Origin of the sequence: Chitinophaga niastensis (assembly GCF_003014755.1) — a bacterium.
Classification (GTDB): Bacteria; Bacteroidota; Bacteroidia; order Chitinophagales; family Chitinophagaceae; genus Chitinophaga; species Chitinophaga niastensis.
The window spans coordinates 1,233,046-1,253,515 of record NZ_PYAW01000001.1; the positions used below are offsets into that span (position 1 = coordinate 1,233,046).

The 20,470-nt window shown below is 42.1% G+C and carries 14 protein-coding genes; 5 read left to right on the forward strand and 9 right to left on the reverse strand.

The genetic code is table 11. The features are described from left to right. Positions 1-17 precede the first annotated feature (17 nt). The 6 genes from CLV51_RS05205 to CLV51_RS05230 form a co-directional block, all read right to left on the reverse strand. Positions 18-3,971 carry a PAAR-like protein gene (locus tag CLV51_RS05205; RefSeq protein WP_106526936.1) on the reverse strand — a complete coding sequence of 1,318 codons (3,954 nt, stop codon included), beginning with the start codon at positions 3,969-3,971 and terminating at the stop codon, positions 18-20. A gap of 27 nt (positions 3,972-3,998) precedes the next feature. Then, entirely contained in the window at positions 3,999-4,787 is a 789-nt protein-coding gene (locus tag CLV51_RS05210; RefSeq protein WP_106526937.1) for a hypothetical protein, read from the reverse strand. Between the two features lie 22 nt (positions 4,788-4,809). Then, positions 4,810-5,301 (reverse strand): hypothetical protein, encoded by a 492-nt coding sequence (locus tag CLV51_RS05215; protein ID WP_106526938.1) that lies wholly within the window; start codon positions 5,299-5,301, stop codon positions 4,810-4,812. A 4-nt stretch (positions 5,302-5,305) separates the two neighbouring features. Further along, positions 5,306-6,718 (reverse strand): DUF3289 family protein, encoded by a 1,413-nt coding sequence (locus tag CLV51_RS05220; protein ID WP_106526939.1) that lies wholly within the window; start codon positions 6,716-6,718, stop codon positions 5,306-5,308. A gap of 39 nt (positions 6,719-6,757) precedes the next feature. Then, positions 6,758-8,605 (reverse strand): type VI secretion system Vgr family protein, encoded by a 1,848-nt coding sequence (locus CLV51_RS05225; protein ID WP_106526940.1) that lies wholly within the window; start codon positions 8,603-8,605, stop codon positions 6,758-6,760. A 374-nt stretch (positions 8,606-8,979) separates the two neighbouring features. Next, the gene (locus CLV51_RS05230) at positions 8,980-9,579 is read right to left on the reverse strand and encodes a 3-keto-alpha-glucoside-1,2-lyase-like domain-containing protein (RefSeq protein ID WP_106526941.1); all 600 of its coding nucleotides are present in this window, start codon (positions 9,577-9,579) and stop codon (positions 8,980-8,982) included. Between the two features lie 221 nt (positions 9,580-9,800). Between CLV51_RS05230 and CLV51_RS05235 the strand changes: the two genes are divergently transcribed. The 5 genes from CLV51_RS05235 to CLV51_RS05255 all read left to right on the forward strand — a co-directional run bounded on the left by CLV51_RS05235 (position 9,801) and on the right by CLV51_RS05255 (position 16,918). Beyond that, positions 9,801-10,712 carry a FecR family protein gene (locus CLV51_RS05235; RefSeq protein WP_106526942.1) on the forward strand — a complete coding sequence of 304 codons (912 nt, stop codon included), beginning with the start codon at positions 9,801-9,803 and terminating at the stop codon, positions 10,710-10,712. 45 nt (positions 10,713-10,757) lie between these two features. Further along, positions 10,758-13,994, forward strand: a complete 3,237-nt coding sequence (locus CLV51_RS05240; RefSeq protein ID WP_245898619.1) for a TonB-dependent receptor — start codon at positions 10,758-10,760, stop codon at positions 13,992-13,994. Positions 13,995-14,069: 75 nt separating this feature from the next. Beyond that, positions 14,070-15,455 (forward strand): hypothetical protein, encoded by a 1,386-nt coding sequence (locus CLV51_RS05245; RefSeq protein ID WP_106526944.1) that lies wholly within the window; start codon positions 14,070-14,072, stop codon positions 15,453-15,455. Positions 15,456-15,527: 72 nt separating this feature from the next. Beyond that, complete coding sequence (locus tag CLV51_RS05250) at positions 15,528-16,262, forward strand: hypothetical protein (protein ID WP_106526945.1); 735 nt, start codon at positions 15,528-15,530, stop codon at positions 16,260-16,262. An 8-nt stretch (positions 16,263-16,270) separates the two neighbouring features. Beyond that, positions 16,271-16,918 (forward strand): hypothetical protein, encoded by a 648-nt coding sequence (locus CLV51_RS05255; protein WP_106526946.1) that lies wholly within the window; start codon positions 16,271-16,273, stop codon positions 16,916-16,918. A gap of 109 nt (positions 16,919-17,027) precedes the next feature. Here the strand turns inward: CLV51_RS05255 and CLV51_RS05260 are convergent, their stop codons facing one another. The 3 genes from CLV51_RS05260 to CLV51_RS05270 all read right to left on the reverse strand — a co-directional run bounded on the left by CLV51_RS05260 (position 17,028) and on the right by CLV51_RS05270 (position 20,412). After that, positions 17,028-18,377, reverse strand: coding sequence for a S41 family peptidase (locus CLV51_RS05260; RefSeq protein WP_106526947.1), 1,350 nt, complete (start codon positions 18,375-18,377; stop codon positions 17,028-17,030). 13 nt (positions 18,378-18,390) lie between these two features. Further along, the gene (locus tag CLV51_RS05265) at positions 18,391-18,924 is read right to left on the reverse strand and encodes a sigma-70 family RNA polymerase sigma factor (protein WP_106526948.1); all 534 of its coding nucleotides are present in this window, start codon (positions 18,922-18,924) and stop codon (positions 18,391-18,393) included. 153 nt (positions 18,925-19,077) lie between these two features. After that, positions 19,078-20,412 (reverse strand): TolC family protein, encoded by a 1,335-nt coding sequence (locus CLV51_RS05270; protein WP_106526949.1) that lies wholly within the window; start codon positions 20,410-20,412, stop codon positions 19,078-19,080. Positions 20,413-20,470: the final 58 nt, after the last annotated feature.

Genomic DNA, 20,470 nt, shown 5'->3' on the forward strand with positions numbered 1-20,470 from the left:
CAAATAATTTATCTTTTTTATCTTAATCCCAGATGAAAATGATTTTGGTGAGCCGTCATTGCCGTTCCCATAGTGTTCTTCAGACCATCTTTATAGGCATAGTTTGTATTGAAGCCCCATTTGCCGGATATGGTCAATAGATTTTCCAATGCTTCCACAAATTTTTCCTCTGAAGGATATGCCTCTTTTGCATCACTCCATAAAATATTTCCGCCTGTAGCTGGGCTACCGGGATACCTGATATCAATATCATTCCCGTCAACATGTCCGTGGTGTCCTAGATTCCTTTTGTCACTGGCTGAAATATCGTTAAAATACAATTTATCACTGTATCCATTTTTAGGAAGTGAATAAAAGTAACCAATCAAGGCAGCTGCTACCTTCGGATCTATATAATTATCATCTCCGCCATCCCTTGTGCCATATCTACCCCAATTGGGGCCAGTTTCAGGAAAAGGAAGCAAATTTTTTGTATTTTTCTCTATTACATAAGTTTTTACCAGTGCGCCACCAACGTATACATCATATTGAAACTGTGTGGAGGATGCATTAGCCTGAATCAATGAATAAGTAAATGTATCCGCATCAATTTTATATTTATTGTTATCTCCTGCTGGCACAATACCATATTGACATTCCTTTACTCTGAATAAAACTGAAGTAGTGTTGGCAAACGCCAACTTCTTTTCTGCGTGGCTGCTTTTGCCATCGGAGATTACATCTTTCCCTACTTTCTTACTTATTCTTTCTGTTACTTCTGTATTACCATTGGATGCATTTTGCAAGCCTTTCAGTTTCCAAAATGCCATTGAAGATAATACAGCAATTTTAATATCTGAAATTACCAAATCCGGATTGAGAATTATATCTGCATTTTCTCTTTTTGTGTAAGTGTTGGCATAAGCATACACTGTCCTTCCAGTAATTTGTATAAGACCTTTTCCCCTGAAGTTCCAGCCATCTCCTTCAGTTGTATTACCTATCTCTTTACCCTTTGCTGCATCGGGACCGTATGCATAATTGGCAATATTTTTCTGATTTTCATCAGTAACACCAGGGTGGATGGGAATTTTGTTTGCCCTGCCCCAAAGGTGAGCCTTTTGCTGCCCTTCTATAGTTTGGAATGCACCAAAATTGTCTACCAGCCCTTCCCAATACCAGTTGAAATTTTCTCCATCTTTTAAGTGCAAAGTGTCCCCTGTTTCAACGATTGCCTGTGCAAAGAAGTGTGCTTTATTCCAGCAGGTATTCATCCCAATTTCTTTCATATACTTATTGTAAGTATCAGCTACAGCTTGTAATGTAGCGTTTTCAGCCTTTGGGAATATTTTGAGCAAAGTAGCAGGTGTTATTTTTTCATTGCAACGAGGGCATCCGGTTGTTGTTTCTTCCTTCTCTAAGGCTTCTCCCAGCACAGTTGGTGCTACCGGTTTCGTAATCTGGTTTAACCTATCGGCTATTGAGTTGGATAGTTTAATATGTTGATAGAAACTAACCGACGATGGATTGAGTATATTCTTATCAGCTATTTCCTGCGGATACATATACTTATCTGCCTTATCAGATTTTATCACTGCATAAAAACAGCGGAAAGTATCATCTATGGCCTTCTTGCCGCTTTTTAGCTTGTTAGTATCAATATCAATGTCGAGGATTTCATTCTCCTTCACTTTGTCTTTCAGCTCAAGGACATTCAGATCTTTTTCTTTGTATTTATTTTCCCATAGCTGTAGTGTTAATTCTTCACCAGCCATATTTCTTGTCTGGATATGTATTTTTATCTTTTCGCCATACTTGTATACTTTGTATGCAGGATAATTGCTGCTGTCAAAGAAATGTACGGAAACGATTTCTTTTTGTTCCCGGATGTAAACATATTTACCCATTTCGAGGTCGCGCTGGTTGCTTTGTTTTTTAGGGAACCAGAATTTTTTGCCATTGGACGCTACGCTTTTCATGTCGGCAAACTCAATGCCGCCGGGCTTTTGAAGGATGGCAAATAATACATCATAAAACTCACCCTCAAAATATAACTTTGATAACATTGGTTTGAGCGTATCAGTCTGGATATCCAGCTTTGCTTCTCCCTGTGCATCAAAGGTTACTTCTCCCATGTCTTTGATGTAGTTGAAGTCACTTCCGCTGTCGGCTTCCAATATATGTATGTTCACCTTTTCTCCGGCTGCAGCTGTACTTGTGATGAGTGCTTTGATGGTTTCTTTCCAGCCGGCGCGAGGCTTGTAAATACTTTCCTGATCAGCAAAACACCAGCGCGTTATTGTTGCATAATCGGCGTTTATTTCCAGTCTTTGTGCAGAAAATCCGAGTTTGGCACTCATCCAGATCTTGCCTTTATGAGGGGCAAATACATTTTCATTTCTGTCGCTGCTGCTGTTGGCGGGCACCCATGTAATCGGCCCATCCAGCTGTGCATTATAAGGCATTGTTGTTTTGGCGATGAGATTATACCGTTTGCCTACTACCCAGTTGATAGCGCCGCCTTCTACTTCTATCTTAAGTACTTCATTGTTTTTTACTTCAAAGCGCCAGTCATCCAGTTGATGTTTGGCGGAAGGTTTTCCCTTTTGTGCATCCCAGGCATCTGCTTTCATTACATAAGCCTCTACCACATAGTTGCCGGGTCGGGTGAAGTAAGTATTCCCATCCAGTGATATAGAAGTGCCGGTGCCTACCTCCTGTCCATTCAGCTGCCATTTGATGGCTGCTGCCTCAAAGTCCTGTACCTGGGTTTTGTAGACCATTTCTGCTGCTTTAAAGCTCATGGTAGTACGGGGTCTTATGATCGCTGCATTTTGATCATTGGTAACTTTTGCCACACCGTTGACTTCAGATACCATGTCCCTGCTTACTTCCTGTGGTTGTCCGTCTGGGCTATCTGCTACCATAGTGGCTGTAACGCGATAACTCGCTGCTGTATTGGCGGGGGTAAACGTGATCTTATCCGTACCGGCGGCGGTAGGACCTGCCACAATATTGCCGTTGCCATCTGTTACCTGCATGGATACACGTTGTTTCTCGTCTGCCGTGGCGGGCATCATTTCATATATAGCTTCCAGGGTAACAGGAACGCCTCTACGTATGCGGTATTCTTTCTGATGAGTAGACAAGCTGTCTACAATACGCCCCACGCCACTTCCCAGCGAAAACTCATTTTTTAGTTTGTTGGTAGCTACTATAATATCCAGTGAGCTGCGGGAATCTGTACCATCTTTTCCATAGGCCATTACCCGGTATTGACCTACAGCATCGAAATTAATTTTGTAAGAGGGCCCTATTTCTTCAAAGGACTGAGCGGTACCGTCGAAATTGTTACCGTTAAAGACTTTCCAGGATACTTTTTCTTTATCTGCTTTGGCAGGATTGTGGTAATCATTTACTGTAAATGTCAATGATTCATCTACCCTTACTGTGATAACCGGTATTGGGTCAGTCTTTTTTTTATGGCTGTTTATTTCTGTAACCGGAATACGTTTTTCCAGTTTCACTTTTATGGTGTTTACTTGTGGTATTTCTTTGTTGTTGGCTGGTTTGGGAGCCATTGGGTTGAGGGCTGCGAGGCTTTCCACTTCCACTTTATCAAAGTGTGCACTGGTCACTGCTGCGGACTGGCCATGATTGGTGATGCTGATACAGGGTGAACCCGACACGGTGCATATGGCCTTACTATCTTCTGTAAGAATTTTACCACCGTTGGTGAGGGTTACCTTCTGATAAACGCCTTCCCATTGGGTTACAGCCGGATTACAGGAGCTGCGGGTAACAGAACAGCTGCCAAATGTTTTGGCTTGAAAGGGTTGACCTACATCCTTATTGCTGGCTATCGCTTTTGTGCTGCCATCGCCATCATTGATATATTCACGATCATTTACGTCTACTTTGAGCTGGTCGGGAGCGCTTCCAAAATTACATTTACACGCTGCACCCTGCACTACAAAATGTTTATCAGCCATGATTCTGTTGTTTTATAACCTGATTTTTCATGATTCTCCTTCAACACAAATAGCCCTGATAGCTATTGTCCGGGTTTTCTCATTTTCCTGTAACTCCCAGTATCCTTCTACTTGTTGAATGAAATCGCGGGGTTTATTCAACAAACATTTTATTTCCATACTGCCTGTAAGGGCTTCGCTTATCAGTGTTCCTTTCTGATGGATATTGTCCTGCGGCCCACCCATAGGTGGCCGTTCCTGTACTACTGAAAAGGATATCGGTGCCTGAAATGCCTGGAGTGGATAATCTACTGTAAACTGCTTCCTGTAGCCGGTATATAACAATGAAAACCAGGCGGAGAGAAAAAGATCCTGTTTGAGTGATTGTATGAACAGTTCCGGATTTTGAATAGTATTATCTGTATGAGCAATATATTCTTCCGCTTCCTGGCCAACAAAGTATTGTTTTAGCCCTGCCATACGTTCATTCCATCTGACCAGGATTTCTTTGTAATTGGGGACTGATAAGATCTGCCCACCCTGACCTATATGCAGTTGCAGCGGATAAATAACACTGCCACACTGCGCCGCCAGATCTGTAGCTAAATAATCTGTAGCTGGTTGATCATTGATGCGCAGTGCTGTGCGGGTTACCTGGAAATAATGTTGGGTATTATCTTTCCCTGACAGACGTTGTACTTCCGCATTATATTTCAGGGTCACAGCCGCATCTCCGGTGTACACCAGCGTTATTGTGTAAATATGAGGAAGTTTCACAGGGGTTAACAACTCCGGTCTGTTACTGGTAAAAATTTTTCCTAGTGTAAAAAGGGCCATGGCTTAGTAATTAGGTCATATATTAATTTGGACAAGTACCACTCACTACAGTAGTATTAGCATAATCTTTTGTATGCACTTCCAATGTCCATTGTCCTCTTAGCGTGTCGGTTTTACAACGTTCAAAACGATATTCTCCCAGGTATTCTTCCAGCTCCTGCATGATATCGTTATGCAAGTCCCAGAAGTCTTTCTTACCGTGCAGGTAACTTTCTGTGGCGGCAGACTTTTTAAAGAACTGAATGAAATAGCGGTCATACTTTGCCTCCACCATTTTTTTATTCACAAGACTGTCGCAATACCCCAGCAGTAAGCTTTTTAAGCTATCCGGCCGTAGTGGGGCATTTTCAATCAGCGCAAATTGGTATAGTCCCCGCTTTGCAGCGCCATCGATATTTACCGGTCCTTCACGTTTCAGTTTATCGAGATAAATAATTTTTGTTGTTTGGTTATCTGCGCTGTTTTTACAGGAGAATAAGCTACAAGTGATTATTACTAAAAAAAGATACTTCATAAGATTACATTTCCCCTGGTTTTTTTCTTTTGCTTTTCCGCTCCTGTGCACCTTCAAGAATGCTACCAGAAAATTCTTTTTCAAATTTTACTTTGGTCAGAAAGGGTTTATATCCTCTGAGGTGTTGTAAAATGAACCAGGCTCTGAATCCTGCTCCGTAGGAATAAAATTTTTCCATGTCCGGAAGATCCAATCCGAAATGGTCCCATAATACCACTTCATATTTGGCGTTGTAATTATTGCCTGTTAGCTTATAAGAGAGGAGCGTTACTTTATATGCCCACATGTCGTTGATCGCAATGGTGAGCCCGGTGAAAAGATTATAGTCTCTTCCGAAGGGGAAGGCCGGATGTCCGTATGGGTGTGATGTTTTATAGCCGGCTTCATCTCCGAAATACACTTTTTTATCTTCCATACCTGTCAGTTCCCCTGCTCCTTTTTTTATTCTGTCGGCCATTTCATCTTCTATGCCTGTGCAGAACCGCTGTGTGGAAGGGTTTGCCTGTACTGCCCTTGTCAATGCGCCGTTTTCATAGATACCGCCTTCGCTGCGTTTGAATTTGGCGATCATGTTGTAAATGTTATCATTCAGGTCGCCGCGGGCCATTGTTTCCACCATGAGCCGGAAGTCGAGGAAGAGCAGATCATCTGGCGACATATTTGATACCTGCATGAGCGTGCCGGTATTCAATACCCGTTGCTCCGCGTATATACCCTTAGAAGCCGCGTCTGTTCCTGCATTGGCAAATTTTGCATGCTGCTGCGGATCAAAACCATCGTTCAGGTAAGCTTGTGTGAAAGCGTTTATTTCGGCTGCGGTGTATACCGGTTTTTGTGCTTTGCCGGTGCCGAAAGCCATGTCATTGGCAATGTCCAGGCCGGTTTCATTGAGGCCGGGTACGCGGTACACATCTACACAGAGAGGCAGGTAAATTACTTTTGCCGAAGCTTTTATAGTAGGATCTACTTTCCGGAAATAGGCATATACAGCTACTTCTTTATCCAGTTTATTACCAGCTACTGTAATGGTTTTATAGGCGATGCCTTTTTCTGCTTTTGTGGTGCCACTTTTGAATGGGGTAATGGTGTTGCCGCCATCAAAAGAAAAAGCCCAGTTTACCAGCATCAGCTGATTATCGGGTACTGTTTCACTAAAGGCAATGGCTTTAAATTCGTAAGTGTTTTCGTTTATCACACTGGCAGGACCAGTTACCTTCAGCACTTTAACTGATGTAGCGGTATTTAAAACAACCGGATCATTTTTATGAAACGTAACCCCATCCTGCTTTCCGGCCATCTTAATGGATTTGCCGCAATTGAGGGCGGTTTCCCCGGAAGTGTTCCAGCGAATGCTCTCGCCGTTCTCTGTATATTTTTTGCAGACAATGAGCAGATTACCAACGTTTTTATCACCCATGGTGTTTAATTTAAAAATTATGGTGGCAGGTGAAATTTGTTAGAATAATTTTGATTTCTCAGCACTTTTGATGGCGACTGATTTTCCGGAGTTGATGGTCATCTCTTCCTTTGAACTATCAATCTTCATTTCTTCTGAATTTTTCTCAATCTTTTTTGCCTGCACATCCATGTTTTCCATGGCTATTTTGGTAATATTAGTGGCTGTTAACTTGTAATCGTTTACGGTATACTGACTCAGGCAATCGCCTGCGTTATGGAGTATATTCATGCCTGCGGCGTTGCTCATGTTCATACCGGCAGCGTGACTCATATTGAAACCGGCATTTACATCTATATTTTCTGTTGCCTGTATGCTGATATTCCGGGCTGTTATTTTTATATTTTCGGGTGCTGAGATAGAAATGTTTTTACCGCTTGTATCCATGACGATGATATTGCCACCTTTATCAGAGATGGTAATGTTTTCCTGACCACCGGTATCGTCCAGGCGGATCGTATGGCCACTGCGGGTTTTGATTACCTTGACGTTGTTCATAGCATCGCCATAATTCGTTTTGGCGTTACCGTTATATGCAGCACCGGTGGCATAAGGAGCTTCCGCATTGCCTCCTTCAAAATCCACCCATACTTCCTCGCCTATTTCTGGCACAAAATAAAATCCTTTGTCGCCACCGCCATGTGGCTGGTGAAGGCGTATCCAGGGAGTGCTCCCTTTTTGCCAGTTAAAACGAACGCGGATACGACCTAACCCTTTCGGGTCGTAGTTGTCTGTTACTACTGCGCTTTGTGCTTCGCAGCGGGGTACGTTTTCGAGGTTTACCGGCGGCGTTGCCGCTGCAGCAGGAATGCCTTCAAAAGTATTATAATATTCTCCGTTACCGTTGCAATGATGTTCCAGCGCAGTGATCATAAATTCGCCATGGTCTTCCTGCGAGAGTACACTTTCCTGTATGCTAACGGTATCGCCTAACCGGAGACCGGTATTTTTGCTTTGTCCCTTAACCAATACCATCTGCGACATGCGGCCTTTCTGCCTGCGCCGGGTGAGTTCATCCAGTTCTGCTTTGGCATTGCCACTGAAGGCGTAAGGTACTTTATACAGTGACGTGCGATGGTATAATTTGTCGCTCAGTGATTGGGCGTGTTGTGTATAGTTGTCCGTATTGCTATTGGATTTGCTGCCGGTAGTATCTTCAAGTACCTGGTACTGGCGGTATTCATAGCCATTCATCACCTGGTTATTCGGTAATATTTTCAGCTCCAGGTCAAAATCAATGAGATCTACCTGGTGTACCAGGTTGGTTTTCTGGGGTGTATACTGACCAAAAATAATTTGCTGGCCATTATAGAAAAACCATTCCCCATAGCGTTGTGATAAGCGATGCAGAAAATCAAACCCTGTTTCTTTATACTGTACAATATATTTAAGCGGGTTGTTACTGGCTGGTTTTACTTCCGGCCTGCTGGCAAAGGGATTGCAGGCTTTTAATACTGTATTTACGATGGATGCGAGATCCTGTTGTTCATAAGATTGAATATGCGGATCTCCGGCCAGGAGGATAGATGGCCCTGATCCGCGGAGGATACAACTACCGTTGGTGCCATCATTTTCCTTACCAGCACTCACTGCGGTGACGATGCCATTAAAAAGCAAAGGCTTAAATCCACCTGCAGATTCAATAGCCTGGATAGATATGCTGATCTCTTTTCCCAGGAATGATTTGCCGGCAGCAATAGGATTTTTACCAAGTTTGGATAACCATTCGTATCCGATTTTTAGTTCAAATTCATGATGTCCTTCAAGGGATTGTTTCAGGCATAGCGCATTAAACTGCTTGAATTGCTCGTCTCCTATCGATACAGTAGTAATCGTGTATAAGGCCATTGGTGTAAGGTTTGATATGGTTTGGGCTATACTCCCATAAGGTTAACTATATGCCCAGGTTTGGTTACAAACGTAAAGCCAAATTAGGAAATATATTTGAATTCATAAAAATTTTAATAATGAATCCTATCTAAATATATTATTATTTTACTAATTCGTTTTTCGCCTGAAAGATAGCCTGATATTAACTTGCTATTTCCGTGTAGCCGCTGATGTTATAGCTACCTGCTGCTGATTTAATGAGGCAGCTTTTATCATGCATAACATATTTGTATTTTTTTGGTTGATTATATATCATACTACCGTCTTTAAAACAAAAAAGCTTCAAGAACCTGCGTCCTTAAAGCCCACTTCTAACTTAACAATCAACATAGTTATTTATCTGGGGTGATTTTTAGTCCTTTCCAATCACCACCGGAGCCATCGCCTGTCCAGTATCCGATCATCCCTTCTTTCCGGGGGCTGAGTTGTTCTACCGCCAAACATTTTTTCCCATTTACCATCACCGTTACATCCGGTGAGGCAACTATTATTTTTACATGAAACCACTTATTAGGATTGGGTGGCGGATCAATGAAGTTTTCATATATACCCGGATGTTCATTACGTAGTAAAGACCAGTCGTACAAAGGCAGGGATATGTACTGCACTGAATGCCCTCTCCTCCCGGCTTCAGGAACAGTGAAGTTAAACGGCCGGAAATAAACCGCATCATAGGTAGAATCATTCAACCCGTGAAATGCAATGCCTACAAAACTTTTCTGTAATTCATTTTTTCCTCTTACATCAAATTCTATGGTGCCATTAGCGAACTGTTTATTCTTTATCCACGCAATGCCAGCACCAGGTTGTTCATTGAAATGAATGATAGAATCCTTGCTTACTGTGCGGTTGACCAGGCGAAGGTCCTGTGCAAAACCAGCACCGGTGAGGAGCACAAGACAATTACAGACGATGATAAAATGGCGTAACATAGTACTATAACTTTTAGACAGATAGTATTCATAAAACCATGCCGAATGAATAATATCTGATCAATAAGCGATTGCAGTTTAATTAAATTCATATATGTCCGCTAATGATACATGGCCCGTTCATCGCCGCACATTATTACCAAATTGTTAACTCGCTTTTTCCACTAGGAAGCCGGCTCCTTTCAAACGTACTCTTTTCGTAAACAGTCTACGCAGGGATTATGGATAAACAATTACTTGAAAAATATTTTAAAGGACATTGTTCACAGGAAGAAGTAGCGCAGGTAGAAGACTACCTCGCCCTGCAGGATACCCCTGTGGTAGACGAGTTGCTGATGGATAAGTGGGAGGCTTCTCAACAAAACGGGAAGCCGAAGATCCATCGGCTGTGGTATAGTGTGGCAGCAGCCGTTATTTTAGGGGCTATAGGAGTTATTGCTATGCTGTGGCATACCGGCCATCCAAATCCATTAATGGCCATGAAATGGGATACACTGATGAATAATGGTAATAAGATACAATTGTTTACGATGCCGGATGGTTCCGAAGTATGGCTCAATGCTCATACTGCCGTTGCCTACAATCATCAGTATAACCAGGCTGACAGAGAACTGTGGTTGAATGGAGAAGGATATTTTAAAGTAGTGGCCGATGATCAGCGTCCGTTTAAAGTACATGCTGGTCAGCTTACCTCCACTGTGTTAGGAACCGAATTCAATATTTCCACCTCCAATAAAGACGATGGCAGCATACAGATAAGTTTAATACAAGGGAAAATAGCTGTAAGCATAAAAGATACCTTTACGAAGGTGTTATCGCCCGGACAGATGCTGCAATATACAAACGGCCAAACACCTGTGCTACAGCCATTTTCACAGCAGGAAGTACTGGATTGGAAAAGCGGGAAAATTTACTTTGAGAATACCACATTGGCGGATGCGTTAACGAAATTGCAGCAACGCTATGGATGCAGTATAACATTAGCAGATAAATCACTTGCGGGTAAAAAAGTATCCGGAGAATTTAAAATGGATATGTCATTGGACAAGATATTAGCCACCCTGGCGTATGTACATAACCTGAATTTTGTACTTGTAAGCGATCATACATACCGGGTGACTAAAAAGCAGTAGCACTAACTTAGTTAACTAAACGATCAATTTAATCAGAGAAAAAGTATGCAAAAATCTACACACAGATTTTGTACAGGGAAACGTATGCCTTATAGAATGGTGCCCCTGTTTGTTTTTATGATAGGGTGTATGCCTTTTCTATTGAAGGCACAATCTTATAAATCACTGACAGATAAAATTCAGCTGGCCGCCGGAAAAACCAATGCCGCAGCCGTGGTGAAATCGCTGCAACAACAAACTACATATACATTTATTTACGATCCGGAATATTTAAAACAATGTGCATTTACGGCTGTGAAATTTGAGAACGCCCCATTAAGCACGGTATTGCAATACCTGGATAACAATGCACCATTAGATATAGAACTGACCAATAATAGTACCATCGCGGTTCGCAAGGGAAATGCTGAAAAGCCCGCAGTGAGAAATAGTGGTCGTGTAACCGGTAAGGTAGTAGATAATAAGAATGAACCATTGCCGGGTGTTACGATCCAGGTACAGGGTGGTACCGGTGTTGTATCTAATGTGGATGGTAGTTATGAGCTGCAACTGGAGCCGGGAAAATACACACTCACCTTTTCCTATATTTCTTTTGAAAGCCGGCAGGTAACAGGTGTGGAGGTTACCACCACTGGTATTACACCATTGAATATTGTGTTGAAAAGCGCCGGCTCCAGGCTGAAAGAAGTAACGGTAACAGGCAATTATAAAAAAGCATCTATAGAGGGATTATATGCATTGCAGAAAAATAACGCTGCTATTACAGATGGTATCAGCGCGGATCTGATTGCACGGACGCCTGATAAAAACGTGGGCGAAGTGTTAAAGAGAATTAGCGGTTTATCTACACTCGATAATAAATATGTGGTGGTGCGTGGTTTAAGTGAACGTTATAATCAGGCAGTGCTGAATGGGCAGGTAATGCCCAGCACAGAACTGAACAGGAAGAATTTTAGTTTTGATATCATTCCCTCAAATATCATTGAAAATATTACGGTAATAAAAACGCTCACGCCCGATCGCAGTGCAGAATTTGGAGGCGGTTTGGTAGAAGTAAATACACTTGATATTCCTGCGGAGAATTTTCTGAATATAAGCGCAGGTGGAAGTTATAATGATAAAACTACCGGTAAGCATTTTTTATCCTTACCACTGGACGGAAAAGAGTATTGGGCGCGTCCATCGGATCATCGTAAGCTACTGGGCAAATTTGACTGGAGGAGTAAAGATGATATCATAGCTGCCTTTAATGCCAATGATGCAAAAGGGAATCACTTTAATAATAACTGGGGCATAACAAATTTTAACGCACAACCCTCACAGAATTACCAGGTGTCTATAGGGCGTGTGTTGCCGCAGCATGGTAAAGGACAGTTTGGTATTATCGCTTCCGCAAATTATCGCAATACATTGGCTACCCAGGATGTGGTAATGGGCAGGGCCGGATTTGAAGGAAATCGTGAAAATGATGAAGCCGCCTTTACTGGTAAACGTTACGGGTTTACTACCAATCTTGGTGGGATGGCCGGCATCGGCTACCGCGATGCAAAGAACCGCATCAGTTTCCAAAGCATATACCAGCGCACGTTAGATCAGCAATTATTGTTAGGATCAGGTGCTACCGGCACTTATGGCAGTAGCACTTATAAAACAGCCGGGTACTTTGATCAGACAGCCATGACTACTTTATGGCAGCATCAGTTACGGGGTGAGCATGTGTTAAGTAACAGCGGAATTAAATTGCGGTGGATGGGAAGCAAAATAAAACTGGATCGTCAGCGCCCGGATAACCATATTCTTGTGAGTGATTACGCAATAGCTGATGCTACTGTTCCCAATAGTTATAATTTGAGCAGACCAGCTTCTGTGGATGTTTCCAGCGGGGCACTCCGCTCCTGGGTAAGAGCACTCGAAAATAATTATACCTGGGATGTTTCAGTACAAGTGCCGTTTAAATTTAATATAGACCGTATACCGCTTAGCAACTCCTTTAAAGCGGGTTATGGTGGCTGGAGTAAAGACCGTCTTTTTTATGTATTCAATACAGCGAACGGTGTAGATAATTCCGCAGGATATTATTTACCTGTAGCCAATTTTTTTACACCGGAAAATGGCCTGAAAACAACAGCAGACAGGTTTGGAGATAATTATCACCGTACTGCTTCACTGCATGCTGTATATGGTATGTTTGATAATAAGATCGGAGATAAATTCAGATTGGTATGGGGCGTTAGAGGTGAATATTATAATCTTAACAGTGTGAATGCTGCACTGGACTCCATGTTTAGCACGATCAACCATTCCCGTGGTGATAAAGAACAATATGATTATACAGATATGAAGAGCAGAGAGCCGAACTTCCGTTTGTTTCCTTCTGCTAATCTTACTTATAGTCTCAGTCCATCTATGAATCTGCGTTTGGCCTATGCAGAAAGTATTATCCGCCCTGATTTAAGGGAGTTGTCATCCTTCAAAGAATATGACTTTGAATTAGGTGGATTGTATGTGAGCAGTATGGTACGGTCTACCACCATTAAGCATTATGATTTCCGTTATGAGTGGTATCCGGGGCCTGGTGAGATGGTGTCTTTCTCTGCATTTTATAAGCGGATGGCATACCCGATGGAAATTTACCGTGAGGCGTCTAATAACGTATTTCAGTTAAGGAATAACAAACTGGCGAAGAATTATGGCATAGAGGCAGAAGTAAGAAAATCATTGCGTTTTACAGGTGTAAAAATACTGCGCGACATTACACTCTATGGTAATTTTACTTACCTCGATGCGCGTGTAACTCCCATGATCACCAATTTTAATGGTTTGGATCCCAATGATCCGCTGAAGGTAATAGTGACGGAGGATGTGAAGGCGGAAGAAAAACGCCCCCAAAGTGGCGCCAGCAATTATATGGTGAATGCAGGTTTTTACTATGATACCAAACCCGTTTCCTTTAGCCTGGTATATAATTATGTAACCAATAGAATGTATCGTGCTAATGAAATCTATGCCCTCGGATTGTTTGAGCGGCCTTTAGAAGCACTGGATGCACAACTGGCTTTTCATCTTCTGAAAGAAAAAGCGGAAGTCCGACTAAATGTATCCAACCTGTTAAATAGTTTCAGTATGGTATATAGAAATCGTTTTGATGATGATCCTGCTATTGCAGAAGGGAAAAAAGCACCAGCCACCAAACAGTTATTATACAAAGCAGGAACTGATGCGATTGACTATAAAGCCAGCCCCGGACGTACTTTCAGTATAACGGCCAGCTATAGATTTTAAACAAAAGTATATGCGCATTTTTTTTATATACCCTGATCAGGAATCCCGTTTTTTAACATTACAAAAAACAAAATCATGAAAACAAAATCCTTTGGATTAGCCCTTTTATCTGTAGCTGCACTGACAGCTGCAATTTTTTCTTCCTGCAAAAAGGAAAACAGGATGAATGATGGTCGTGCTGTTTCAGCAAGCCAGGTAATACCTTCTTCTGCTGTATTGAGCGGTGTATTAGGAACAGGCCATGCTGTCAGAGATACCATTCTGTTGACCAGTGGTATTGAATGGCACCTGAGTGGCCTTGTATATGTTGACTCATCAGATGTGCTGATCATCCAGCCGGGAACACGTATTTTAGGTGATGTGAGCCCTACTGCAGGTGTTGCCGGCGGTGGTCTTATCGTTACTAAAAATGCAAAAATTCTTGCTGATGGACAATCTGCCACAACACCAATCGTTTTCACTTCTGAGCGTTGGAATACTACCCCTGCTTCAGGTGACTGGTCAGGTGTGGTGCTGTTAGGTAATGCACCTACCAATGTACCTACTACCACAAGAGTAGAAGGTGTAACTGATCTTACTCCGGCTGATGCTACATTTGGTGGTAGCAATGCAGCAGATAATTCAGGTATTCTGCGTTATGTACGTATTGAATATGCTGGTTTTGCGCTGTCGCTGAACAATGAACTGAACGGTTTAACACTGGCCGGCGTTGGTAACGGTACTACCATTGATTACGTTGAAGTATTTAAAGCCAATGATGATGCATTCGAATGGTTTGGTGGTACAGTAAATGCTTCCCACCTGCTGGCAATAGATGCATTGGATGATATGTTTGATACTGACAATGGTTATAGCGGTACTATTTCTTATGCTTTAGGTTTATCAGATACTACCCGTGCGGATCAAAGCCAGTCTAACGGTTTTGAAAGCGATAATAACGCTACCGGTACTACTGCTACACCTGTTACCCATGCTAAATACAACAACATCACTATCGTTGGTTTACCAAATGCAGCTAAAGCTTCCATCACTAACGGCGCTCCTTCCGGTACCGGTAAATATGGCCGTGCTGCTCATCTGAGAAGAAATGCTGAGTTTGAAATCAAGAACGCTATTTTCTTAGGATTCAACAACGGTGTTGTATTTGACACAAACCTCGGTAGTACTTATACTAAGTTTACCAGTGGTATTTCTACTGCATCCGGTAACTATGTACATGGTTTTGTGAATGCATACGCTACTGAAAACGGCGGTATATTTACCAACCTTGCTGCACCAACCGGTAACACTGGCTATATTGCTGCTAATCCTAATGGAAGCATCCTGTTAGCTAGTCCGTTTAACCGTTCTTCTGCAGCTAACTTTGTACCTGGTGCATTGGCTCCTGCCGGAGTTAAAGCTTCAGGCGCTTTCCCTACAGGTAATACTACCTGGGCTAATGGCTGGTCAAAATTTAATTAATATTTTAATTTACCCTCTCAGTAATAACGTGCAGGAAAAGCCTGCACGTTATTACATGTAACTGATAAGTATATGAATGTATCTATGTTAAGGTTATCTGTTTTTGTTGTTTTGTTGATAACAGTTATTTCCTGCCGGAAAGGAGAATTGCCGGCGGAACAATATTTTGGGAAAGTAGAATATGCATGTACAAACTTTTCTAATACGCCCAAAATTACTGTCTTTTTTAATGGGCAGCGATTGGATACCCTTTACCCTGAACACCCCAGCAGCGCTATCCAGGTGGCCGGAACAACCGGTAAACTCAGCTTTTACATAGCAGGTACAGATTCGCTGATTGCAGATACTACTATTACTATTATTAAAAATGTTACCCAAAAATATAAAGTCGTTTACAGCAAAGAACTCAACCTGAAAGGCTTTGTGGGAACACCACCAGCTATTGCGCAGGACACAGCCGCATATCAGCTTTACCTGACATTAGGTAGTTATTATGCACAATACAAAAAAGTGGATGTGGCATGGTTATACGTTGATGAAAATGGCGAGATAAAGGAAGGCGAAATCATTAAAGGCGTGGAATCCGGAAAATTACAGACTACCGTACATTACTTGCGTGCACTCCATGCCAATGGAGACTTCGTTACATATGCTCTGCAATTGAAGGATCCTGCTACAGGTGAAGTAATACCACAGGCAAACGGAGAGTCTTTTTTCGGCTCGGGCCAGTTTAGCAATAAGTCATTTAACATTATTCATATTTTCGACGATGCAGGCACACCTGGTGGCAGCATCATTGAAATTTAATTTTTTATATGGAGCCGGATATACGTTTTTTAACCTTTCAGCAATGGAAAATTATTGTGACGATGATGATCGTTATTGGTATGAACAGTTGCAGGAAAGATACGTTGCACCCGGTATCCTTATGCCCAAAAATGGAAACAATCCCCGTTACTGATACGCTCATACATGTTATTGCTTCCAATACACTGCTGACCGCCAGTCATTCCTGGTATATCAAAGGTTGGGTGTATGTAAACAATGAAGCATCATTGCGTATGGAACCGGGCACTATTATAAATATTCTACCTGATGATGAATATAAGAACGGGGGGCTGGTTATCACACGCGGGGCTTATATCAATGCTGTTGGCACTGACCGTCTTCCTGTTCACTTTAATATTATAACTGCCGGCGGTATCGTGATATTAGGAAAAGCACCCACAGCAAAACCATTAGCTGTATGGGATAATCCGGAAACGCCGTTGCAGAGCGGACTGGCATTTGGCGGATCAGTTAAGGAAGATAGTTCCGGTATACTGCAACATGTACTGATAGATTATCCGGCAAATAATAAAACATCCGGCTTATGGCTACTGGGTACCGGTACTAAAACAGTTATTCAAAACGTAACAACACAAAAAGGACACAATGGAATAAAACATATACATCTCCCATAAAAAATTAAATGAAACCCCTATTGATTAGTGTTGATTTAAGGCACATTGTTTTTACAATGTGCCTTTTTTAAAGACAGGAATTGTATTTTATCCATTGTTATGTTACCTGTTAACGGGGTATTATTAACTCGCTGTTCATTTGTGGTGTAACATACCAGGTGCGTGTATATGTATTGCTTTCAGGAATTGCTGTGCGCCCGTTACCGGCAATGATAGAAATGGCTTTTGTTATCATTACATCTTTTACATCGCCTATAGCAGCCAGTGGCTGTGTATTCATTTCATCCGACAAATATGTCGGTGGTATACCCTTTTCATAATTGCCTTCACCTTTGGCATTGGAAAGCTTATAGGTAATCGGATGCATGATCCATGTGATGCGGCCACGGCCATCTTTAATACTGATAGCGCCTTTATCTTTTCCATAGGTAGTGTCACCTATCTGAATCACTTTTGTATAAGGCTTGAGATTATTAATGGTCAATTCTGCTGCTGAAATAGTTTCGTGGCTGGTTAGAATAAACACACGTGATAATGCTAATGCCGCTGATTGTACGCTGCTGAAAGCAATAGCTGATCCACTCTCCGGGGAAGCCATAGTAGCGCCAAAACTAAGTTGTTGTGTGCCCTGATTTTTATTACCACTATATTGTACAAATGTACTTTTTTCTGTTATCCCCGTTGCTGTCAGGGCCGTGAGTACAGCAGCTGCAGCCACGCTGCCACCTGTGTTATAGCGCATGTCGAGTATTAGCTCTGTAGCTCCCTGATTTTTGAAATCCTGAAAAGCCGATATGAGCGAATTGTTATACGCGTCGTTGAACGCATTGTAAAAAAGATACGCAATCTTTTTATTGTTACTGTTAATAATGGTTTTGGCATAGATGGGATTTTCCGTGGCAATACCCAGCAGTACAGTAACGGGATTGCCTTCCGTAACAACGCCACCTGAAATGGTAGCCGGTGTAAAAATACCCTGACCATCTTTCAATACCTGCTCAGTAAGTGTAGCTGCATTAGTAGGTGTTAATGCAGCACTATTGATTTTTGTGAAATAACTTCCCCTTCTGAACCCGGCTGTAGCTGCATTGGAGCCGGGAATCACCAGTTTTACCACTCCTATAGCACTACCGGTTGCAGCGGGCCAGGCAATTATGCTGTAATCCATACCATAGTTATTCAGCATATAGCGTGGCATGGTAGCAAAATTGCCGGGATTATATATCAGGGAGAAAGGATCAACAGGATTTTTAAGACTTTGAAAGAAGGCCCTTGTTTCCATTGTCGCATCTGCTTTTTGTGGCAGATTATCATTCCACAGGTAGAAGTAACGCATACTATCCAGTACCCAGTTATTGATTTCCTGTTGTGTAACGGGGCCGGAGGGCACAGGAACAGGTTGATCTTTTTTGCCACAGGCACACAGTAACAAGGCTATGCCAAGATGATAATATCGCATGGCTTACAAAGGGTTATTGGAAATGAGTAAGCAGCTCCTTACGAATGTATTGCAAGGCAGCTGTTAAATGGTTTTTTACAGTAGCAGGAGAAATAGACAACTGCTGCCCTATTTCCTTGTGGCTAAAGCCATGGTCGCGACTCAGTACATATACATTGCGACGTTGCTCCGGCATTTTTTCTACTACTTTATGTAATTGTGTATGAAACTCTTTGTGGATAAACATTTTTTCGCTGCTGTTATCCACATCAGATTTTTGTATTGCTGCGAGGGAGAGTGCTTTTCTCTCGCGATACAATTTGCGGCTTTCATCAATTACCAGGTGCTTCACATATACGAATAGCAACGGAAAAACATCCTGCCCTTCCTGTACCTGGTGCATGTTTTCCCAGAGACGCACAAAACATTGCTGTGTGATTTCCTGCGCTCTTCCAGCATCCGCTGTGAGCTTGAGCGCAAACCGGTAAATCTTTGCATTGTTCGCCTCAAATATTTTCTCAAAAAGTAATTTTGGAGGGCTATCAGACATAGTTCTAGGTTGTAGCATATTCCGGTTATAAATATAAGCAGCGTATGTTACAGGAATGTTAACAACAGCTATTAGCTTTTAGTATTTAGCATTTAGGGCGAAGAAATCAGTGAAAATTAATATTCGCTGATTTCTTCGCCCTAAATACTAAAAGCTAATTACTAAAAGCTGCTATTGCACCAATGCACTATTTAGCCTTCCCAGCTCTGTTTCTGCCAGTTTTGTATTATATCGTGCCTGTATTAATCTGTAGTATGATTCTTCCAGACTTTGTTGTGCTAATTTTACTTCAATAGTGGTAGATACGCCTTGTTTAAAACGCTCCAGTGCTACCATCGCATTTTCTTTTGCCAGCTCATTTGTTTCTTCTTCTAACGCAACTGCTTTTTTATAGTATTCATAATCTTTAAAAGCATTGTTGAGAGAAAGATCTACCTGCGATCTTACATTGTTTAACGTGATGTTCTGATACTCAAAATTTATCCTGGCATTTTGTACCTGGCGCTTTACATTGAATCCGTTGAAAATGGGTATGGAAGCCGTTAAGCCATAGTTTAATACGCCATTGCGGCTAAAACGCGGACTAAAAGCATTTGACGCTGCATTGGAAGTATTACGGCCATAGTTATAAGCAGAGTTAAACGACAACACCGGAAAATAATCTGCACGGCTTTCTTTAATAGCAAGGGCAGATACATTCACATGTTGCTGTTGTACTTTGATAGCGGCATTGTTGTTAGCAATATTCTGCTGCAAAAGGGCGAATGATAACCCGGTGTTTAACGGAATAGAATCTGGTACATCATACCCGGTAGCTTCTGCAGGAACCGCCATTAGCTGGTTAAGCAGTGCTTTACTTTGTTCTATCAGTGTTTGCTGACGGATATACAGGGCTTTCTGCGCATTCAGATCTACCCTGGATTGCAGCAGATCCGTTTTGGGTGCCAGACCTGTGCTGAATTTTGCATCAGATAATTTTACCCGCTCTTCAGAGATAGACATCTGTTCTGCCAATGCTCTCAGCTGTTGTTTTTGTTGTACGATGTTGTAGTAGCCGCCAATAATAGTGGCAACAGAGTTCTGTACCTGCGCTTTGATGGCGAGCTCTCCGAGACTGCGGATAGATTCCAGTTTATTACGCGTTGCAAACATCTTTAAGCCATCAAATAATGTCCAGCTAAGGTTTATGTTAGCATTGATGTTGTTGCCTTTAATGCCGCTCGTATCACGTTTGCTGCCATTAACAAATTCCTGCTTGGTGGCCGTACGGCTCCAGGTAGAACCTGCGGTAGCATTCAGACGGGGAGCAAAAGCAAAATTCGCATAGGCGTAATCGTTAGCAGATAGCTCCGCTGTATTCCTTGCCAGACGAATATCGAAATTGTTTTTAAGCGCTACATCTATAGCCTGCTCCAGTGTAAGCACCTGTTGCTGGGCATGTACAGCAATGGTACTCCCCAGCAACAGCAAGATGAATAAGCAGTTCTTTATTATATATCTCTTCATAAAATCTTAATAAAAAAAATCATCCTAATCATTCAAATCAGTATCATCCTGTGAAAAG